The sequence below is a fragment of the Streptomyces sp. NPDC002779 genome, assembly GCF_042888685.1.
Taxonomy (GTDB): domain Bacteria; phylum Actinomycetota; class Actinomycetes; order Streptomycetales; family Streptomycetaceae; genus Streptomyces.
In genome coordinates, this window is record NZ_JBIAQC010000004.1 from 90,050 (window position 1) to 108,671 (window position 18,622).

An 18,622-nucleotide genomic window follows, 5' to 3' on the forward strand; every position below is an offset into this window, starting at 1 on the left:
ACCCCGCCTCCCCTAAGGAAGAGCCCTCATGCGCAAGTCATCGCTCCGCCGTGCCTCCGCGGCCGTCGCCGCCGCCACCTCCCTCGCCCTCGCCCTCACCGCCTGCGGCGGCACCACCAAGGAGGACGTGGCCAAGGAGGACGCCTCCGCCGCCACCGCCGGAAAGGCCGACCCGAACGCCGAACTCGAGAAGGGCCTGACCGTCGGCTTCCTGCCCAAGCAGGTCAACAACCCCTACTTCACCTCCGCCGGCAAGGGCGGCGAGACGGCCCTCGAGCAGCTGGGCTCCAGCTACAAGGAGGTCGGCCCGTCCAGCGCCACCGACACCGCGGGGCAGGTCAGTTACGTCAACACGCTCACGCAGCAGCAGGTCGACGCCATGGCCGTCTCCGCGCAGGACCCCGGCGCCCTGTGCACCGCGCTCAAGCAGGCCATGAAGAACGACATCAAGGTCGTCACCTACGACTCCGACACCAAGGCCGACTGCCGCAACGCCTTCGTCTCGCAGGCCTCCGCCGAGGACCTCGGCCGCACCGAGGTGCAGCTGCTCGCCGAACAGATCGGCTACAAGGGCGAGATCGCGATCCTGTCCGCCGCGCAGACCGCGACCAACCAGAACGCCTGGATCGAGTTCATGAAGGACGAGCTCAAGGACCCGAAGTACAAGGACATGAAGCTGGTGAAGGTCGCGTACGGCAACGACGACGCCCAGCAGTCCTTCCAGCAGACCCAGGGCCTGCTCCAGGAGCACCCGAACCTGAAGGGGATCATCTCCCCGACCACCGTCGGCATCAAGGCCGCCGCCCAGTACCTGTCGGGCTCCAAGTACAAGGGCAAGGTCAAGCTGACCGGCCTCGGCACCCCGAACGACATGCGCAAGTACGTCAAGAACGGCACCGTCGAGGCGTTCGAGCTGTGGGACCCGGCCAAGCTCGGCGAGCTGGCCGCCCGTACCGCCGTCGCCCTGGTGTCCGGGCAGATCACCGGCAAGGAGGGCGAGACCTTCACCGCCGGCGACATGGGCGAGTACACCATCGGCAAGGACGGCGTGATCAGCCTCGGCAAGCCGACCGTGTTCAGCAAGGACAACATCGACCAGTTCGACTTCTGAGCGACAAGGGGCTGTTGATGCACCGCGTGTGCTTTCTGCTGAAGGTCCGGGCGGACCGCCTCGACGAGTACCGCGAGCGGCACGCCGCCGTATGGCCGGAGATGCTCGACGCGCTCTCGGCCACCGGCTGGCACAACTACTCGCTCTTCCTGCGGGACGACGGCCTGCTGGTCGGCTACCTGGAGACCGAGGACTTCGCCGCCGCCCAGGCCGGCATGGCAGCCACCGAGGTCAACGCCCGCTGGCAGGCGGAGATGGCGCCGTTCTTCGAGTTGCTGGACGGCGCCCGACCCGACGAAGCGATGAAACCCCTCACCGAAGTCTTCCACCTAGCCTGAGCCGGAGTTGCTTCCATGAGAAGACGCACTGTCCTGGCCACCGCGCTGCTGGCCGCGGTGGCCACCCCGGGCACGGCGCGGGCCGCCGATCCCGGCCCCTCCGTCACCCTCACCGGCACCACCACGCTCGACTCCCAGGCCATCTTCTTCGTCTCCTACGACGGCCTGGTCAACAACAACTCCTTCCAGAAGAACGGCCTGTTGACCTACAAGGGGTACCAGTACGCCGTCTGGTACACCGCCGACCGCAACGCCGTCGTCGGCCGGCGCGCGCTCGGCGCGAGCACCTGGTCGACCGTCAAGGTCGGCCACACGCTCCGCTACAACGACTCCCACAACGTCATCTCCATGGGCGTCTCCCGCGTCGACGGCCGACTGCACCTGAACATGGACTCGCACAGCGACGGCTTCACCTACGTCAAGTCGGTGGCCGGCCTGATGGACAACCCGGCCGGGCTCTCCTGGACCACCGCCCGCTTCGGCACACCCCAGTCGACGCTGGACGGCCTCACGCTGACGAGTCAGTTCACCTACCCGCAGTTCATCGCCACCCCCGAGGGCCGGCTCCAGCTCAGCTACCGGGTCGCCGTCTCCGGCAACGGCCGCAACCACCTCGCCGAGTACGACGGCACCAAGTGGACCGCGCTGGGGGAGTGGACCAGCTCCACCGGCACGTACACCAGCGAGCACGGCTCCTCGACCGCCCGCAACATGTACCTGCACGGCATCGACTACGACCGGGGCGGCCGGCTGCACTCCTTCTTCACCTGGCGCGAACAGAACGGCGCCGTGATGTGCGCCGGCGGCGGCATCACCAACCACGACACCGGCTACGTCTACTCCGACGACCGCGGCCGCACCTGGCGCACCGACGCGGGCACGGTGGCCGGCACCACCGGCGGCTCCGACAAGGTGTCCGTCACCGACGGCGGCCTGGTCGTGGACCCGCTCAACGCGGACCACTCCCTGATGAACCAGGAGAGCCAGTTCACCGACTCCGCCGGCCGGCCGCACGCGATCATCTCCTACGTCCCCGGCCGCTTCGGGCAGTGCACCACGAACTACGTCGCCGACCGCACCGCCAACGGCCGCGCCTTCCACCTCCGCAAGAACGCCTCGGGCAGCTGGCAGAAGACCGAGATCCCGGTCCCGCTCAACTCCAGCCAGCGCACCAGACTGGTCCTGGACAAGTACGACAACGCGTACGCGGTCCTCCCGTTCGGCCGGATCGCCGGCGCGTCCAAGGCGTCCGGCTACAGCGACTGGAGGCTGCTGTACGACGGCGCCGGGCTGAACGCCTTCGGCGAGGTCGTGATCGACGAGACGCGGATCGCGCAGGACCACGTCCTGTCCGTGATGTACCAGGTGAAGTCCAGCGGTACGACGCCCTCGGCACTGCGCGTCGTCGACTTCCGGCTCCCTGCCTGACCGATGCCGTCCCCGGGCGGCGTGACGGTAATGTGAAGACCCGCCCGCCGCCCCTCGTTCCCCCGGAGGTTCCTGCCTGATGGCCCAGTCGGTGGGTATCAAGGACGTCGCCCGCGCCGCCGGAGTCTCCGTCGGCACCGTCTCGAACGTCATCAACCGTCCGGACTCGGTCGCCACCGAGACCCGGGCCCGGGTGCTGTCGGCGATCGACCGGCTGGGCTATGTCCGCAGCGAGTCCGCACGCCAGCTGCGCGCGGGCCGCAGCCGCATCATGGGGCTGCTCGTCCTCGACATGGGCAACCCCTTCTTCGTCGACGTGGCGCGCGGCGCGGAACGGGCCGCGCGTGACGCCGGACTCGGCGTGATGGTCTGCAACAGCGCGCAGAGCGCCTCCGAGGAGGCCGACTACCTCTCCCTCTTCGCCGAGCAGCGGGTGCGCGGGGTGCTGCTGACCCCGGCGGACGCCACCGGGCGCAACATCGGCGCCTTCCGGCGGCACGGCATCCCCTTCGTCCTCGTCGACCGGGTCGCCGAGGGCGCCACCGAATGCTCGGTCTCCGTCGACGACGTCGCGGGCGGCGCGCTCGCCGTCCGGCACCTCGTCGACGCCGGGCACCGCTCCATCGCCTACGTCAGCGGCCCGCCCAGCCTCAACCAGGTCCGCGACCGCCGTACCGGCGCGCTGTCCGCGCTCGCCGAGGCCGGCCTCGCCCCCGAGGTGCTGCGCGAACTGCCCACCGAGCGGCTCGACGTCGCCGCGGGCCGGGACGCCGGCGCCCGGCTGCTCGGCCTAGCCGACCGCCCCACCGCCGTCTTCTGCGCCAACGACCTGCTCGCCCTCGGCGTCCTGCAGGCGATGTACGCGGCCGGGGTCGGAGTCCCCGACGACCTCGCCATCGTCGGCTACGACGACATCGAGTTCGCCGCCGCCGCGGCCGTCCCGCTCACCTCGGTCCGGCAGCCCGCCGTCACCATGGGCGCCCTCGCCGCCGAGCTGCTGCTGGAGGAGACCGAGGACGAGGGCGGCACCCGGGGCCACGAGCACCGCAGGGTCGTGCTCCAGCCCGAGCTGGTGGTCCGGCGCTCCAGCCTGTCCAGCCGCTGACCGGAGATTCAGTACGATCTCATGATCCCGGCCGGCGAGCAGCGGACGGACCTGTGCTGGACTGGGACGCGGCCCGCACATCCGTCCGCCCCGGGAGCCCTGTTGACCGCGACCTACCGCCAGCCCGGCGTCGTCCTCACCGACCGCCGCTTCACCGTGCCCCTCGACCACGACGACCCGGCGGGCGAGACCATCGAGCTCTACGCCCGTGAGGTCGTCGCCGCGGAACGCGCGCACCAGCACCTGCCGTGGCTGGTCTACCTCCAGGGCGGCCCCGGCTTCGGGGCGAACCGCTTCGTCGGCCGGGAAGCCTGGCTGAAGCGGGCGCTGACGGAATTCCGGGTTCTGCTCCTGGACCAGCGCGGCACCGGCGCCTCCACCCCGGCCAACCGCCAGACGCTCCCGCTGCGCGGCGGCCCCGCCGCACAGGCCGGCTACCTCGCGCACTTCCGCGCCGACTCCATCGTCCGCGACTGCGAGGCCATCCGCCGGCAGGTCACCGGCGGAGCCCCCTGGACCGTCCTCGGCCAGAGCTTCGGCGGCTTCTGCACCGTGACCTATCTGTCCCTCGCGCCCGAGGGCCTGAGCACCGCCCTCATCACCGGCGGACTGCCCTCCCTCGACGCGACCGCCGACGACGTCTACCGGGCCGCCTACCCGCGCATCGAACGCAAGGTCGCCGCCCACTACGCCCGCTATCCGCAGGACGTCGAGCGGGCCCGGCAGATCGCCGAGCACCTGCTCCAGCACGACGTCGTCCTGCCGAACGGCTACCGGTTCACCGTCGAGGCCTTCCAGTCCCTGGGCATCCTCCTCGGCCGCGGGGACGGCAGCCACCGGCTGCACTTCCTGCTGGAGGGCGCCTTCGTCCGCACCCCGCAGGGCCCCGCCCTCGCCGACTCCTTCCAGGAGGAGGTCCAGGGGCTGCTGTCATACGCGGGCCATCCCCTGTACGCGCTGCTGCACGAAGCGATCTACGGCCAGGGCCCGGGCGCCACGGACTGGGCCGCTGAGCGGGTGCGCGGCGAGTTCCCGCAGTTCGACGCCGCCAAGGCCCTGGCCGGTGACGGCCCGCTGCTGTTCACGGGCGAATCCGTGCACCCCTGGATGTTCGACAACGACCCGGCCCTGCGCCCGCTGCGCGAGACCGCGCAGGACCTGGCCCGGAACCGGGGCTGGCCGCCCCTGTACGACCCCGCCCGCCTCGCCGCCAACGACGTCCCGGTCGCGGCGGCCGTCTACCACGACGACATGTACGTCGACACGGCCCACTCCCTGGCCACCGCGCGCGCCGTCCGCGGCCTGCGCACCTGGGTCACCGACGAGTTCGAGCACGACGGCGTACGCGCGGGCGGCCCGCGCGTCCTGGACCGCCTGCTGGCGCTGGCACGCGACGAGGTGTGACGACGCGCCGCAACCCACCGCGCGCCTGTCCCGGCCGAGGCGGACGGTCCGCGCCACGGCTAGTCTGCGAGGCATGAGCGATCCGTCGATCACCCAACTCCACCCCATGCCCGAGGACTGGCAGCGCGCCCTCGCCGTCGTCGCGCACCCGGACGATCTGGAGTACGGCTGCTCGGCGGCCGTCGCCGCCTGGACCGACCAGGGCCGTGAGATCTGCTACGTCCTGGCGTCCCGTGGGGAGGCGGGCATCGACACCCTGGAGCCCGCCGAGTGCGGACCGCTGCGGGAGCGGGAGCAGCGGGCGAGCGCGGCGGTCGTCGGGGTGTCGGTGGTGGAGTTCCTGGACCACCGGGACGGTGTGATCGAGTACGGCACCGCGCTGCGCCGGGACATCGCGGCGGCCGTCCGCCGCCATCGGCCCGAGCTGGTGATCACCCTGAACCACCGGGACACCTGGGGCGGCGTCGCCTGGAACACCCCCGACCATGTGGCCGTCGGCCGCGCCACGCTGGACGCGGTCGGGGACGCCGGGAACCGGTGGATCTTCCCCGAGCTGACCGAGCAGGGCCTGGAGCCCTGGGACGGCGTCCGCTGGGTCGCCGTCGCCGGATCCAGCTCCCCCACACACGCCGTCGACGCCACGGCGGGCCTGGACCGGGCGGTCCGCTCACTGCTCGAACACCGCACCTACATCGAGGCGTTGACCGCAGAGGACCCCGAGACCTACGCACGCGACTTCCTCACCGGCAACGCCACGGCGACGGGGGAGCGCTTCGGCGGAAAACCGGCGGTGTCCTTCGAACTCTTCTCGCGCTGAGAGCTGTCAGATGTCCCGAACCGTTCGTATCCGGGCTCGCCGACCTTCCGCCAGCCTGCGCGGCCCGGAGTGCCAGCGGTGGGTAAGGCCGCCATGTGGCCGCTGGAGGAGTTCACGGTGTTCGACGACGCGCGCATCCACGTGGAACTGCTCGCCGCGAAGGTGACAGTCACGGCCCCTGACAAGTTAAAGATCTACGTCCGGGCGTTCGCCCGCCTTATTGAGCTGGCCGAATACGGCGCGGACGCCCGCGTCCTGATCCTCAAGGCCATCGAGACCTTGCACTCACCGCGCCGGTCACACCGGTGGCGGGCATGGCCAGCGGACCCGCGCGAGGGTGCGGATTCTGATCTCGGGGTCTTGGAGATCGCCGTGCCAATGACCCAGTCCGACGTCGTGGCTTTGTGCTCCAGAAGGGGACGGCCGAGGAGCTGACCGGCCTGGCTGGTTCAATCCGTTCGGAATGGCGTCAGTGACGGCCAGTCGGTGAGGGGGCGTGGTTCTTGGAGGCGGCCCTTGCCGGAGCGGTCGCCCGCCGTGTGGGCGAGTAGGTACTGGTCGCCGGAGAAGACCCAGAAGCGGTGGTCGTCACCGGGAACCGGCAGGACTGCGTCGATTTTGTTCGTGAAGCGGTCCAGGCCGCCGAACGTCTTGCGCCACTGCGCGATCGGGGCCGGCCCGCTCACCCGCCGTGCCGATGCCGGGTCCGCCCCCATCTCGACGAGCATGTACTCGCTACCGGAGAACACCCAGAACCTGCCCTGCGCACCCGGGACCGGCATCACCGCATCCACACGGTGCGAGAAGTCCGGGGTCTCTCCGATGCTGTTGCTCCAGTCGGTGAGGGGGCGTGGTTCTTGGAGGCGGCCCTTGCCGGAGCGGTCGCCTGCCGTGTGGACGAGTAGGTACTGGTCGCCGGAGAAGACCCAGAAGCGGTGGTCGTCACCGGGAACCGGCAGGACTGCGTCGATTTTGTCCGTGAAGCGGTCCAGGCCGCCGAACGTCTTGCGCCACTGCGCGATCGGGGCCGGCCCGCTCACCCGCCGTGCCGATGCCGGGTCCGCCCCCGTCTCGACGAGCATGTACTCGCTACCGGAGAACACCCAGAACCTGCCCTGCGCACCCGGAACCGGCATCACCGCATCCACACGCGAGAGTGCATGGGCACCAGTGGACGTCTGCCCGGTCGGGTGGGGCGAACCAGAACCAGAACCGGAGTCGTCCCCGGCGACGGCGGTGATCACGCCCGCTCCGGCGAGGAGCACCACCACGGCGATCACCCCTGTGATCGCCGTGCGGCGCCGTTTCGCGGGTGCGGTCGCCGTGCGACGCCGGTTCCCGCGTGCGGGCTGCACCGGCTGCCGCAGTGTCGCCTGCGTCGTTCGGGGAACGCCGTCGGCTATCGACTGCAGCGCGTCTTTGAGTTGCGCGCTGGACGGGCGCTTGGCGGGGTCCTTGTCCAGCAACTGCTCGATGACGTCGCCCAGCGGGCCCCGGACGTGGACGGAGGGCGGTTCGAAGGCGACGGCGAACGAGGTGGCAGTGAGGTTCTCGCGGGCGAAGGGGGTCTGACCGGAGACCAGGAAACACAGAGTGACGCCGAGGGAGAACAAGTCGCTGGCCGGTCCGGTGGGCTGATCGCGCAGGCGTTCCGGGGCCATGTACTCGGCCGAGCCGACTACGCCCCCCGTGCCCGTGAGGCCCGTGTGACCGGACAGGGCGGCGATACCGAAGTCGGTCAGCACGCTGCTGCCGTCCGCACGCAGGAGCACGTTGGCCGGTTTCACGTCACGGTGCAGCGCACCGGCCGCGTGGACCGCCTCCAGCGCGGACAGGACCTCCAGACCCACGCGGGCTGTCTCCACCGGTGACAGGAGCCCGCTCGTTCGCACGCGCTCGCTCAGCGAGCCACCTGGCACCAGTTCCATGACGATCCAGAAACCGCCGTCGAACTCCACCAGGTCGTAGATGTCGATGACATGAGCGTGCGTCACCCGGGCGATCGCCCGAGCCTCCGACAGCACCCGCCGCATCGACGCCTGCTGCTCATACCCGCCGCCAAAGGCGTGGAGCTCCTTGACAGCCACCGTCCGCTGCAACAGGTGGTCCCAGGCGCGCCACACCGTGCCCATCCCGCCGCTGCCCAGCCGGTCGGCGAGCACGTACCTGTCGGCGACGACTCGCCCGCCCACACTTTCGATCACGACGAGACAATGTACATGCCGACTTCGAGGCGATTCCGGGTCGGGACAGTGGCACGCGGAGCACACGAGTCGAAGACGCTGTGGCCCTTTACGCTCAGGGACGCGGGAGATCGGCCGTAGGGCAGGCGTTGAACACTTCGGTGAGGACATCCGCAACCTCGGGGGCGGCTGACCACAGTGATCGCGCGGATCGGGAGCGTAGTCCCGCCGCGATTCGCCGGCCGCGCCCGGCGCCGGGTGCGGGGCGCCACCCCGTCGACCGAGCCCGACCTCGGCCGGCAGCGGCAGGTCCCCGACGCGTTCCTGGCGGCCTGCCGGGCCCGGGGACTTCGACGACCTCGAGATCATGCTTTGCGGGCCGCTGACCGGCGGTGCGGCGGCGCCGAAGCTGGTGCGCGGCGCGCGTCCGGTGGCCGAACAGGCCATGCTGTTCCGCCAGTTCGCACAGTACGCCCGGTTCGTCCTGGTCGACGGGTAGCTCGGCATGGTCGGCGCCCCGATGGCACGCCGGTGTCGGTCGCCGGTCTCGTCATTGCCGACGGGGGCATCACCGGGATGTACATCCTGGTCGGCCCCGAGCCGCTGGGCCTGCCTGACCTGCGGCGCTGGGTGGGGGCAGCCGCCCGTAGGGTGGTCGGTATGCAAGACCTCACCCTTGACCCGGCCGGCCTGCGCGGTGACTGCGCGAACTGTTTCGGGCTGTGCTGCGTCGCCCTGCCCTTCGCCCGCTCCGCCGACTTCGCGGTCGACAAGCAGGCCGGCACGCCCTGCCGCAACCTCCAGGACGACCACCGCTGCGGCATCCACACCCGGCTGCGGCAGGAGGGCTTCACCGGCTGCACGGTCTACGACTGCTTCGGCGCGGGGCAGCGGGTCTCGCAGGTCACCTTCGGCGGGGAGGACTGGCGTGCCGGTTCCGCCGAGCGCGCCCGGCGCATGTTCGAGGTGTTCCCGGTGGTCCGCCAGCTCCATGAGCTGCTCCGGTACCTCACCGAGGCGCTGACGCTGCCCGCCGCCCGCCCGGTCCGCGCGGATCTGCGCCGGATGCTGCGCAAGACCGAGGAACTGGCCGGGGGCAGCCCCGAGGAGCTGTCCCGGCTGGATGTGGGCCCGCACCGGCAGGAGGTCGGCGGGCTCCTGCTGCGGACGAGTGAGCTGACCCGGGCGGGTGTGCGCGGCCGCCGGAAGGACCGCCGCGGCGCGGACCTGATGGGCGCCCGCCTCAAGGGTGCGGACCTGCGCGGGGTGAGCCTGCGCGGCGCCTGCCTGATCGCCGCCGACCTCCTCGGCGCGGACCTGCGCGCCGCCGATCTCCTCGGCGCGGACCTCCGCGACGCCGACCTCACCGACGCCGACCTGACCGGCGCCCTCTTCCTCACCCAGCCCCAGCTGAACGCGGCCAGGGGGAGCACGGGGACCGGTCTGCCGGGGACGCTGACGCGGCCGGTGCACTGGGCGGGGGAAGCCTGAGGGGCGGGGTCGGTTGCCGTGTGGGTCACAGAAGCACCGGTGCCGGCGGGTTGCAGGCGGTCGCGCGGTGGCCGGTACTGGTCGCCCTCGTGACCGACCGGCTCGGGCTCAGTCGCCCGTCCCGCCCACCGGATGCGGTTGTTCCCGGGCCGCCGGGTCCACGGCGGTGCGGCGCTCCAGGCCCATCCGCAGGCCCTCCGGCATGAGGGTGAGGCGTTCCGTCACCCGCAGCCGGTACGCGGGGTCCGGGCGCAGGGTGTAGCGGCGCAGCAGCAGGCCGAGGACCAGCGTGGCCTCGTGCAGCGCGAACTGGCGGCCGATGCACGCCCGCGCGCCGGTGCCCCACGGCTTGAAGGCGTGCGGGGGCCGGGAGCGTACCGCCTTCGGGTCGAAGCGGTCCGGGTCGAAGCGCTCGGCGTCGGCGCCCCAGACCTCGGGGTCGCGGTGCAGCATCGGGGTCAGCACCAGCGCCCAGGCGCCCCGCCGCATGGGATGCTCCCCGGCCAGCACCGTGTCCTCGCGGGCCTCCCGGGCGAAGGCGGGCGCGGTCGGCCACAGCCGCAGCGACTCGTCCAACACCCGGCGCAGAAAGCGCAGTTTGGCCACCTCGTCGTAGCCGGGCCGGTCCGTATCGCCCCAGACGCGGTCCACCTCGGCGCGGGCGCGGGCGGCGACGTCCGGATGGCGGGCGAGGTAGTACAGGGCGAAGGAGAGCGCGCCCGAGGTGGTCTCGTGCCCGGCCACCAGGAACGTGATGACCTGACGCCGGACGTTCTCGGCCGACAGCCGTTCCCCGGTCTCGGGGTGGGCCGTCTCCAGCATCCGGTCCAGCAGATCGTCGTCCCCGCTCGTCGTACGGCGGGCCCGGACCAACTCGTCGACCGTGCGGTTGAGATAGGCGATGTCGGCCTCGTTGCGCCGCGCGGCGCGGCGGGTGAGGAACGCCGCCGGGACGGTGTTCAGCCGCTGCGCGTGGGCGAGCGTCCCCACCATCGCGGTCACGAAGGGGTGCGGGCGCGTGCGTTCGAAGGAGCCGAAGTCGTGCCCGAACCCGGTTCGCGCGATGGTCTCCAGGGTCAGCTTCGTCATGTCGCCGGGCACGTCCACCGTCCGCCCGGCCAGGGCCGCGCGGTCCCAGTGGTCGGTGAGCCGCCCGGCCACGTCCAGCATCGCCGTGTGGTAGCCCGCCATGGCCTCCCGGCTGAACCCGGGGGCCAGAACGTCGTGCGCGAGCTGCCAGTTGGGCTCGTGGTGGTAGGCGGTGAACAGCGCGTCCCCGACGACCGGCCGCAGATTGGCGATGCCGAGACCCACGTGCTTGGTGAACCGCGTCTCGTCCGCGAGGTCGGCGGTCAGGTCCGCGCCCCACACGAACACGAACTCCTTGCCGAACGCCTTGCGCCGGAAGATCGGCCCCAGTCGGCGGGCGAGCCGTACGGAGTCCTGGAGCGGTGTCGTCCGGCTCGCGCCCAGGAGGTCGCCCAGCAGCGGGATCCGGTGGGGCGGGTGCGGAATGCGGTGCAGCTCGGGCCAGCCCTGCTCGGCGCTGCGGAACCCCTTGGGCAGCGCGGACCCGGTCGTCTCCGCCATGACGCGATCTCCCTTGATCTTGCGGCACATTGAGCAGGCAGCGCGTGTTGTACGCCGGTTCAATAGCGCGTTTCAGTCTGGTCCGGTTGTTGAACCGGCGTCAAGTAAGGTGCGGACATGAGCGCGAACCAGGGCGAGCGCACGCGCCGTCGGCTCAGCACCGAGGAGCGCCGGGAGCAGCTTCTCGCCGTCGGGGCGCGGCTGTTCTCGGAGAGTCCGTACGACGAGGTGCGGATCGAGCAGGTCGCCGAGATCGCCGGTGTCTCGCGCGGGCTGCTCTACCACTACTTCCCGGCCAAGCGGGACTTCTTCGCCGCCGTGGTGGACCGCGAGAGCGCGCGCATGCTGCGGATGACGGCCGCCGTGCCCGGCCTTCCGGTGCGCGAGCAGCTCACCGTGAACCTCGACAGGTATCTGGCGTACGTCGAGGAACACGCCCACGGTTTCCGTGCCTTCCACCGCGCCGAGGCGTCCGGCGACCGGGCCGTGCGCAAGGTCTACCGGCAGGCCCTGGCCGCCCAGGAGAGGCAGATCCTCGCGGCGATGGCGGCGGACCCCGAGTTCGGCCCCGCCGTCGAGCGGCGCCCGGACCTGCGGTTCGCGGTGCGCGGCTGGCTGGCGTTCACCACCGCCGTCTGTCTGGAGTGGCTGCGGGGCCCGGAGGAGTTGACCCGGGACCAGGTGCGCGACCTGTGCGCCCGCGCGCTGTTGGGCGTCGTCGCCTCCTGAACGCGTCCCCGTGATTCCACGCGCTATGGCGGGGGGTGTTGGCGTGCACCCTGATCTTCGGTAAGTTAGGCAAGGCTTACCTTAGGAGGTACGGAATGGGTGACAGCCGGAGCTGGACGGCCACGCCTGCCGCGGCGGAACGCGCCCGGTCGGTGCTCGCCACCGCGTGGTCCTGCGCGGTGACCGCGGAGGGCGGCCGGGAGGAGTTCGTCGGCGCGCACAGCGTGACCGAGGACGGCCGGGTGCTCCTGCACGTGCCCGAGGACAGCGCCCTGGTGACGGCCGCGATCTGCGCCCCGCGCGGAGAACCCTCCGCGGTGCTGGAGTTCGCCGACGTCGCGCCCGTCCCGGTCCGCCACCGCATCCGGGCCCGGCTGTGGATCGCCGGATGGTTCGGGGCCGAGGAGGACCATCTCGCCTTCCGGCCCACCCGCGTGGTGCTGCGGGAACCGGACGGAGCCGTCGTCGTCGACCTCGACGAGTTCGCCGCCGCCGCACCCGACCCGCTGGCCACGGCCGAGGCCCGGCTGCTGACCCACCTCGCCGACTGCCACCCCGACGCGGTCGAGCGGCTCACCCGGCTCGTCGAGCCCGAGAGCCTGCACGGCGCGGTCCGGGTCCAGCCCCTGGCCGTGGACCGGCACGGACTGACCCTGCGCATCGAGCGCACTCGCGCCCACGGCGACGTACGCCTGCCCTTCCACCGGCCCGCCGACGACGTCGCCCAGCTCACCGAGCGCATGCACGTGCTGCTCGGACAGGCGAGCGCCGCCTCCTGCCCGCGGGCGCTACAGCGGCAGCGCACAGACCGCGACGGGTGACGCGAACGGCTCACCCGCGCGCCGCAGCTCCCCGCTGTCCTCGTCGACGCGGAAGACGCTGACGGTGCCCGACCGCTGGTTCGCCGTGAAGAGCAGCCCGCCGTCCGGCGAGAGGGTGAGCTGACGGGGGAAGTCGCCGCCCACCGGCACCGTGCCGAGCAGCCGGAGCCGGGCCCCGTCCGCCTCCACCGCGTACCGGGACAGGCTGTTGTCGCCCCGGTTGGCCAGCCAGGCGTACCGGCCGTTCGGGGTGACCACGAGCTGCGCCGGATAGCTGGTGCCCGGCCCGGTGCCCGTGGACTGCGCGTCGCCGACGGACATGCGGCCCGTTGCGGGGTCGTAGGCGCAGACGGCGACGGTGTTGTCGACCTCGTTGGCGAGATACGCGTACCGGCCGCCGGGATGGAACGTCAGATGACGCGGCCCCGCACCCGGGCGCGTCCGGGCCCGGGAGACCTCCGCGAGCGTGCCCTTCGCCGGGTCGAGCCGGTAGGTGTACACCGTGTCCGTGCCCAGGTCGACGGCGAGGACATGGCCGCCGTCGGGACTGGTGACGACCTGGTGGGCGTGCGGTCCGTCCTGGCCCGGACCCGGCGCCGGATCGGCGTGCGTGACCAGGTGGGTGCGTTCCCCGAGCGCCCCCGAGGCAGCCACGGGGTGCACGGCGACGCTGCCGGTGCCGTAGTTCGCGCTGAACAGCCAGCGCCCGCTCGGATGCACCGACAGATGACACGGCGCCTGCCCGCCGGTGCTCCGACTGCCCAGGACCTCGCGGTCGGACAGCCGTACGGCGGTCACGGCACCGTCCGCGCGCTCGTTCACGGCGTACAGCGTGCGGCCGTCCGGATGGACCGCGAGATACGACGGGTCGGCGAGGTCCGCGAGGACGCCCGCACCGGTGACCCGGCCCGTGCCGGGGTCGTACGACGCGACCCCGACGCCCTTTCCGCCGCCCTCCGCCGAGGTGTACGTGCCGAGGAACAGCGGGCGGGGGCCGGAGGGGCTCGCGGATCCGGGCGAGGTGCCCGGGGCTGCCTCGGGGGCCCCCGGTGCCGACGCCTCGTCGCACCCCGGGAGCGCCATCACGGCGGCGGTACCCGCGAGGGCACCGACGAACCGCCGCCTGCTCACGCCACCCCTGCCCATGCCCATGCCTTCCGCTCGTCCGTCGTCGCGACAGTCACCCTGACGCGGATCACCCGGCCGGTGCAACCGAGGACGCCCGGCCCGCCGGCTCGGTCACCGGGAACGGCGGACCGAGGCGAGACGCTTGCGGCCCACCCGCACGCTGTCCTGCACGCGGGTCAGCCGCGGCATCCGCTCGCGCTGCTCGCTGGAGACGCGGTCCAGCTCCTCCAGCAGCCGGCGCGAGCGGTGCTCGGTGTCCAGCTCGTCGAGGATGCGGTTGACCTCGGTCAGCACCGCGCCGTGCAGCTGCCACTGGCGGGCGTCGCGCTGGACCTCCGCCAGCAGCAGCTGGGCGAGCTTGTCGCGGGTGGCGGCGGCATGGCGCAGGTCGGAGGTGAGCCGCTCCTCCGCCGACTCGGCGTCATCGCTGACATGGGCGGTGACCAGCACCGCGAAGCTCACCATCGCGTCCGCGATCTCGGACAGCAGCTGTTCCACCGCGGCGCCGATCTCCGGTGTGAACAGCGGGTCGGGATCGCGCTCCTTGGCCAGGTCGGTGAGGGTGCGGGCGATCACCCGCAGCACCACGGTGCAGATCTCCAGGGTGTCCAGGCCGGTGCGCAGCACCACCCGGTGCAGCAGGCCCTCGCGGACCCGTGGATTGAGCCGCAGGCTGTCCTCGGCCTGCCGCAGCGCCGCGTCCACCTGGACGATGTCGTGGTCGAGCCGCCGCGCCTCGTGCAGCCGGGCCGCGGCCCGCTCGAAGGGCGTGCGGCCCGCGGCCTCCTCACCCATGCTCAGCATCAACTGGCGCACCCGGCGCGCCAGATCCTCGATGGACTCACCCGCCTCACCCACCCACACGGGCGGGGCCAGCAGCAGATTGCAGGCGAGGCCGACCACCGCGCCGATCAGGGTCTCCAGGACGCGCGCCCACGCGTAGTCGCCGACGGCCGTCACACCGAGCACCAGCATCGCGCTGATCGCCACCTCGGGCACGTACTCGTCCACCCGGACCAGATGCCCGACGGCCAGCGAGGCCAGGATCAGCAGGCCCAGACTCCACCAGGTCAGACCCACCAGCAGACTGAAGGCGATGGCGACGAAAACCCCGGCCACCACGGCGTTCACCCGGCGCACACCGTTGGTGAGGGTCGCGTAGAGGGTGACCTGGACCACCAGCAGCGCGGTCAGGGGCGCGGTCAGCGGGGCCGGCTCGGGGCTCAGATGCAGCGCGATGACGTAGGCCACCGTGGCCGCGGCCGCCGACCGCACGGTCTGGACGATCACGGGGTCCCGGCGCAGCCTCAGCAGCCGCTCCCGCGACACCCGCCACTCACGTACGTCTTGCATCCTTGCGCTGTTCCCCTCTCACGGGGCGCCGAACATGATCACCGCGACCGACTTTGCGGATCGCAACGGTCCGCCGCCCCTGCTCATCATCCTCGGCGCTCCGACGCCCGTCCTCCTGGCGGCCGGCCCCGTCCGCTGCCCGGGGGACGGCTCGGGCCCCGTCCGCTGCCCGGGGACGGCTCATGCGTACAGCTTGTCCAGGAAGGCCGTGAGGTTGGCCTCGGTGCGTGCCACCTGTTCCGCCTGTGTGAGGCTCTCCTCGATCCGGGCCCCCGAGTCGGGGACCTTCTTGCCGCGGAGGTAGAGGGAGCAGGCGAGGTCGGTGCACATGTAAAGGCCGACGGAATTGCCCTCGCGCCCGGCGGCACCGGCTTTGCGCGCGGTCATCAGGGACACCCCGCCGCCCCGGTGGGTCGTCAGGCACAGCGAGCACATGCTGCGGTGCAGGAACCCGCGCTGGGAGGACGGGAAGCGGAGCGTGATGCCGACGAGCCGTCCGTCCCGCTCGGTGACCAGATAGCTGCGGTCGGGCGCCCCCGGATCTCGCCAGCCCAGGAAGTCCAGGTCGGCCCAGGGGAGCCGGTCCAGGTCCCGGGGGACGGCGAGGCGCTTGGCCTCGCCCTTGGAGCAGTTGACGAACGACGTGCGGATCTCCGGCTCGGTGAGGGGTCGCATGGGGGCCTCCTGGGGCGCTGTCCTTACGTGAACCTAGTGTTCCTAGGTTTCTGGCTAAGGCTAAACGTGACTCTCCGGGAGGGGCCAGCGAATTAGGGTCCGTAGGCTGTGCCGCGAGCGCACGGGGGTGCGCGGGGCGACCGACCGAGGGGGCGACGTGGCGGACTCATGGGAGCGGGCCGGGCGGATCCTGAGCGTGGCGGGGCTGCCCCCGGGCGACCTCACCGGGGTGCGCCCGCTGACCGGCGGGACCTACAACACCGTGGAAGAGCTCCTGCTCGCCGACGGCAGCCGGTACGTGCTGAAGGTGCCGCCCGCCCGGACCGTGCCGGGGCTGCGGCACGAGCGGGACCTTCTTGTCTCCGAGGCGGACTTCTACCGCGCGGCGGCGACCGTCGGCGTGACGGCTCCGCGGGTCGTCGCCGCCACCCCGGGCGAGCTGCTGATGACGGCCTGCCCCGGCGACGGGTGGGACGACACGCTCACGGACGCCGAAGAGCGGCAGCTGCGCGCCGAGCTGGGCCGTCAGGTGGCCCTGCTGCACCGGGTGAGCGGGCCGGGTCACGGCTGTCCCTCCGGCGCCCTCGGTCCGCTCGCCGCCGACTGGCGGACCGCCTTCACCGGCATGCTCGACGCCGTCCTCGACGACGCCCGCCGCTATCGCCCCTGGCTGCCCCGCCCCGTCGAGGAGACGGCCCGCGCCCTCCGGGCCGGCTACCCGGCACTCGCCGCGATCACCGTCCCCCGTCTGGTCCACTTCGACCTGTGGCGCGGCAACATCCTGGTCGACCGCTCGACCGGCGCGCCCCGCATCGGCGGGCTCATCGACGGCGAGCGGATGTTCTGGGGCGACCCGGTCGCCGACTTCGTCTCCCTGGCGCTGCTCGGGGACATCGAGAAGGACGAGGCGTTCCTCGCCGGCTACCGGGAGGCCGGGGGCCTCGTCGAGTTCGACACGCCCACCCGGCTGCGGCTCGCCCTGTACCGGGCCTACCTGTACCTGATCATGCTCACGGAGACCGTGCCGCGTGCCGTCGGCGCCGGGCGGCTGCGATGGACGCGCGAGACCGTCGGGCCCGAACTGGTGGCCGCGCTCGACGAGATCGCCGAGCTGGGACGCTGAGCCGGTATCTTCCAGGTCGGACGGCGGGTCGAAGGGGGAGCCAGATGGTGGGCCGGAACAGGCGAACGGTACGTGATCTCCGCCGGGCCAACCGCGCGGTCGTCCTCCAGTGCCTCTACTTCGACGGTCCCCTCAGCCGCTTCGAGCTCGGCCCGGCCACCGGGCTCAGCTCCGGCTCGGTCAGCAACGTCGTCGCCGACCTGCTCGCGGACGGCGTGCTGGAGGAGGCCGGAAACGTCGACTCCGACGGCGGACGGCCCCGCACCCTGCTCAGGGTGGCGCCCGCCAGCGGCCATATGATCGGCGTCGACGTCGGCGAAACCCGGGTCCGGGTCGAGCTGTTCGACGTAGCGCTGACCGAACTCGCCCGCGCCGAAAGGCCGTTGGGCCCCGAGGGGTACGAGGTCGATGTCGTCGTCGGGCACATCCGGGACGCCCTCACCGAGGTGCTCACCGCCGCGGACCTCGCCCCGGAGCGGCTGCTCGGCGTCGGCATCGGCGTCCCCGGCATCGTGGAGCACACCCCGGACCGCGGCGCGGTGGTGCACGGGCAGACCATCGGCTGGGACGCCGTGGCCCTGGAGTCGCTCCTCCGCGAGCGGTGCGAACTGCCCTCTTCCGTCCCGTACTTCATCGACAACGGGGCCCGGACCCTCGGCCAGGCGGAGATGTGGTTCGGGGCCGGACGCGGCGCCCGCAGCGCGATCGTCGTGCTCTTCGGCTCCGGCGTCGGAGCCTGTGTCGTCACCCCGGAGGCCGAGGACGGACGGGCCGTGGAGGGCGGGCATCTGACCGTACGGGTCGGGGGCCGCCGCTGCCGGTGCGGCGCGCTCGGCTGCCTGGAGGCCTACGCCGGCGCGGAGGGCCTGCTCGAACGCTGGCGCGAGCAGGGCGGAGGCCCGCCGGAGGGCTCGGGACAGGAGGGCGCCCTGGCCGCCCTGGTCGCCGATCCCGGGGCGCGGGCCCTGCTGGACGAGACCGCCGAGTACATCGGGGCCGGTCTGGCGGACCTGATCAACCTGTTCCAGCCCGAGCGCATCCTGATCGGCGGCTGGGCCGGCCTGCGGCTCGGCCCCGCGCTGCTGCCCGGCATCCGGCGCCACGCGGGGGCGTACGCGCTGCGGCACCCCGCCGGGCGGGTCACCATCGACCTCGGCGGGCTGGGCCCGGACGCGGTCACCGTGGGCGCCGCGATCCTGCCGCTCGCGGACTTCTTCGCCCACGGCGGCAGCCGCGCCGCCCCGGCTCTCGAGAGCCCGCGGCCCGCCTGGCAGACGGCTCTGGACGAACGCACCCCGCGCTGACGTTTCGCCGCACGGCCCGGAG

Annotated in this window: 18 protein-coding genes; 13 read left to right on the forward strand and 5 right to left on the reverse strand. The window is 72.3% G+C overall.

Annotated elements, in window-relative coordinates; translation table 11 throughout:
* Nucleotides 1-28: 28 nt before the first annotated feature.
* From rhaS to ACFYW5_RS13185, 7 genes are all read left to right on the forward strand, one after another.
* Nucleotides 29-1,111: a rhamnose ABC transporter substrate-binding protein gene (gene rhaS / locus ACFYW5_RS13155; RefSeq protein ID WP_389417046.1), complete on the forward strand. Its 1,083-nt coding sequence runs from the start codon at nt 29-31 to the stop codon at nt 1,109-1,111.
* 17 nt (nt 1,112-1,128) lie between these two features.
* Nucleotides 1,129-1,449, forward strand: coding sequence for an L-rhamnose mutarotase (locus tag ACFYW5_RS13160; protein WP_389417047.1), 321 nt, complete (start codon nt 1,129-1,131; stop codon nt 1,447-1,449).
* Nucleotides 1,450-1,464: 15 nt separating this feature from the next.
* Nucleotides 1,465-2,877 (forward strand): BNR repeat-containing protein, encoded by a 1,413-nt coding sequence (locus tag ACFYW5_RS13165; protein ID WP_389417048.1) that lies wholly within the window; start codon nt 1,465-1,467, stop codon nt 2,875-2,877.
* A gap of 79 nt (nt 2,878-2,956) precedes the next feature.
* A complete protein-coding gene (locus ACFYW5_RS13170) occupies nt 2,957-3,982 on the forward strand; it encodes a LacI family DNA-binding transcriptional regulator (protein ID WP_389417049.1) in 1,026 nt (341 codons plus the stop codon).
* A 102-nt stretch (nt 3,983-4,084) separates the two neighbouring features.
* A complete protein-coding gene (locus ACFYW5_RS13175) occupies nt 4,085-5,386 on the forward strand; it encodes an alpha/beta fold hydrolase (protein WP_389417050.1) in 1,302 nt (433 codons plus the stop codon).
* Between the two features lie 73 nt (nt 5,387-5,459).
* A complete protein-coding gene (locus tag ACFYW5_RS13180) occupies nt 5,460-6,203 on the forward strand; it encodes a PIG-L deacetylase family protein (protein ID WP_389417051.1) in 744 nt (247 codons plus the stop codon).
* 78 nt (nt 6,204-6,281) lie between these two features.
* Nucleotides 6,282-6,638: a hypothetical protein gene (locus tag ACFYW5_RS13185; RefSeq protein ID WP_389417052.1), complete on the forward strand. Its 357-nt coding sequence runs from the start codon at nt 6,282-6,284 to the stop codon at nt 6,636-6,638.
* 14 nt (nt 6,639-6,652) lie between these two features.
* Here ACFYW5_RS13185 and ACFYW5_RS13190 read toward each other — a convergent pair whose 3' ends face one another.
* Complete coding sequence (locus ACFYW5_RS13190) at nt 6,653-8,365, reverse strand: protein kinase (protein WP_389417053.1); 1,713 nt, start codon at nt 8,363-8,365, stop codon at nt 6,653-6,655.
* 388 nt (nt 8,366-8,753) lie between these two features.
* Here ACFYW5_RS13190 and ACFYW5_RS13195 point away from each other — a divergent pair, with 388 nt between their 5' ends.
* Together ACFYW5_RS13195 and ACFYW5_RS13200 are read left to right on the forward strand one after the other, a co-directional pair.
* On the forward strand, nt 8,754-8,885 hold the full coding sequence (locus ACFYW5_RS13195; RefSeq protein ID WP_389417054.1) for a hypothetical protein: 132 nt from the start codon (nt 8,754-8,756) through the stop codon (nt 8,883-8,885).
* A gap of 161 nt (nt 8,886-9,046) precedes the next feature.
* A complete protein-coding gene (locus tag ACFYW5_RS13200; RefSeq protein ID WP_389417465.1) occupies nt 9,047-9,877 on the forward strand; it encodes a pentapeptide repeat-containing protein in 831 nt (276 codons plus the stop codon).
* Nucleotides 9,878-9,985: 108 nt separating this feature from the next.
* Here the strand turns inward: ACFYW5_RS13200 and ACFYW5_RS13205 are convergent, their stop codons facing one another.
* A complete protein-coding gene (locus tag ACFYW5_RS13205) occupies nt 9,986-11,467 on the reverse strand; it encodes a cytochrome P450 (RefSeq protein ID WP_389417055.1) in 1,482 nt (493 codons plus the stop codon).
* A 117-nt stretch (nt 11,468-11,584) separates the two neighbouring features.
* On the opposite strand from ACFYW5_RS13205, the gene ACFYW5_RS13210 reads away from it, so the two are divergent.
* Nucleotides 11,585-12,196, forward strand: coding sequence for a TetR/AcrR family transcriptional regulator (locus ACFYW5_RS13210; RefSeq protein WP_389417056.1), 612 nt, complete (start codon nt 11,585-11,587; stop codon nt 12,194-12,196).
* Nucleotides 12,197-12,291: 95 nt separating this feature from the next.
* Nucleotides 12,292-13,017 (forward strand): DUF2470 domain-containing protein, encoded by a 726-nt coding sequence (locus ACFYW5_RS13215; protein ID WP_389417057.1) that lies wholly within the window; start codon nt 12,292-12,294, stop codon nt 13,015-13,017.
* Here the strand turns inward: ACFYW5_RS13215 and ACFYW5_RS13220 are convergent.
* The 3 genes from ACFYW5_RS13220 to ACFYW5_RS13230 form a co-directional block, all read right to left on the reverse strand.
* Nucleotides 12,985-14,163: a lactonase family protein gene (locus ACFYW5_RS13220; RefSeq protein WP_389417058.1), complete on the reverse strand. Its 1,179-nt coding sequence runs from the start codon at nt 14,161-14,163 to the stop codon at nt 12,985-12,987. The genes ACFYW5_RS13215 and ACFYW5_RS13220 overlap by 33 nt on opposite strands.
* A gap of 93 nt (nt 14,164-14,256) precedes the next feature.
* Complete coding sequence (locus ACFYW5_RS13225; protein WP_389417059.1) at nt 14,257-15,498, reverse strand: aromatic acid exporter family protein; 1,242 nt, start codon at nt 15,496-15,498, stop codon at nt 14,257-14,259.
* 180 nt (nt 15,499-15,678) lie between these two features.
* Nucleotides 15,679-16,173 (reverse strand): FBP domain-containing protein, encoded by a 495-nt coding sequence (locus ACFYW5_RS13230; protein ID WP_389417060.1) that lies wholly within the window; start codon nt 16,171-16,173, stop codon nt 15,679-15,681.
* 157 nt (nt 16,174-16,330) lie between these two features.
* On the opposite strand from ACFYW5_RS13230, the gene ACFYW5_RS13235 reads away from it, so the two are divergent.
* Together ACFYW5_RS13235 and ACFYW5_RS13240 are read left to right on the forward strand one after the other, a co-directional pair.
* Nucleotides 16,331-17,296, forward strand: a complete 966-nt coding sequence (locus ACFYW5_RS13235; protein WP_389417061.1) for a phosphotransferase family protein — start codon at nt 16,331-16,333, stop codon at nt 17,294-17,296.
* A gap of 44 nt (nt 17,297-17,340) precedes the next feature.
* Complete coding sequence (locus ACFYW5_RS13240) at nt 17,341-18,600, forward strand: ROK family protein (RefSeq protein ID WP_389417062.1); 1,260 nt, start codon at nt 17,341-17,343, stop codon at nt 18,598-18,600.
* The last annotated feature ends 22 nt before the right edge of the window (nt 18,601-18,622 follow it).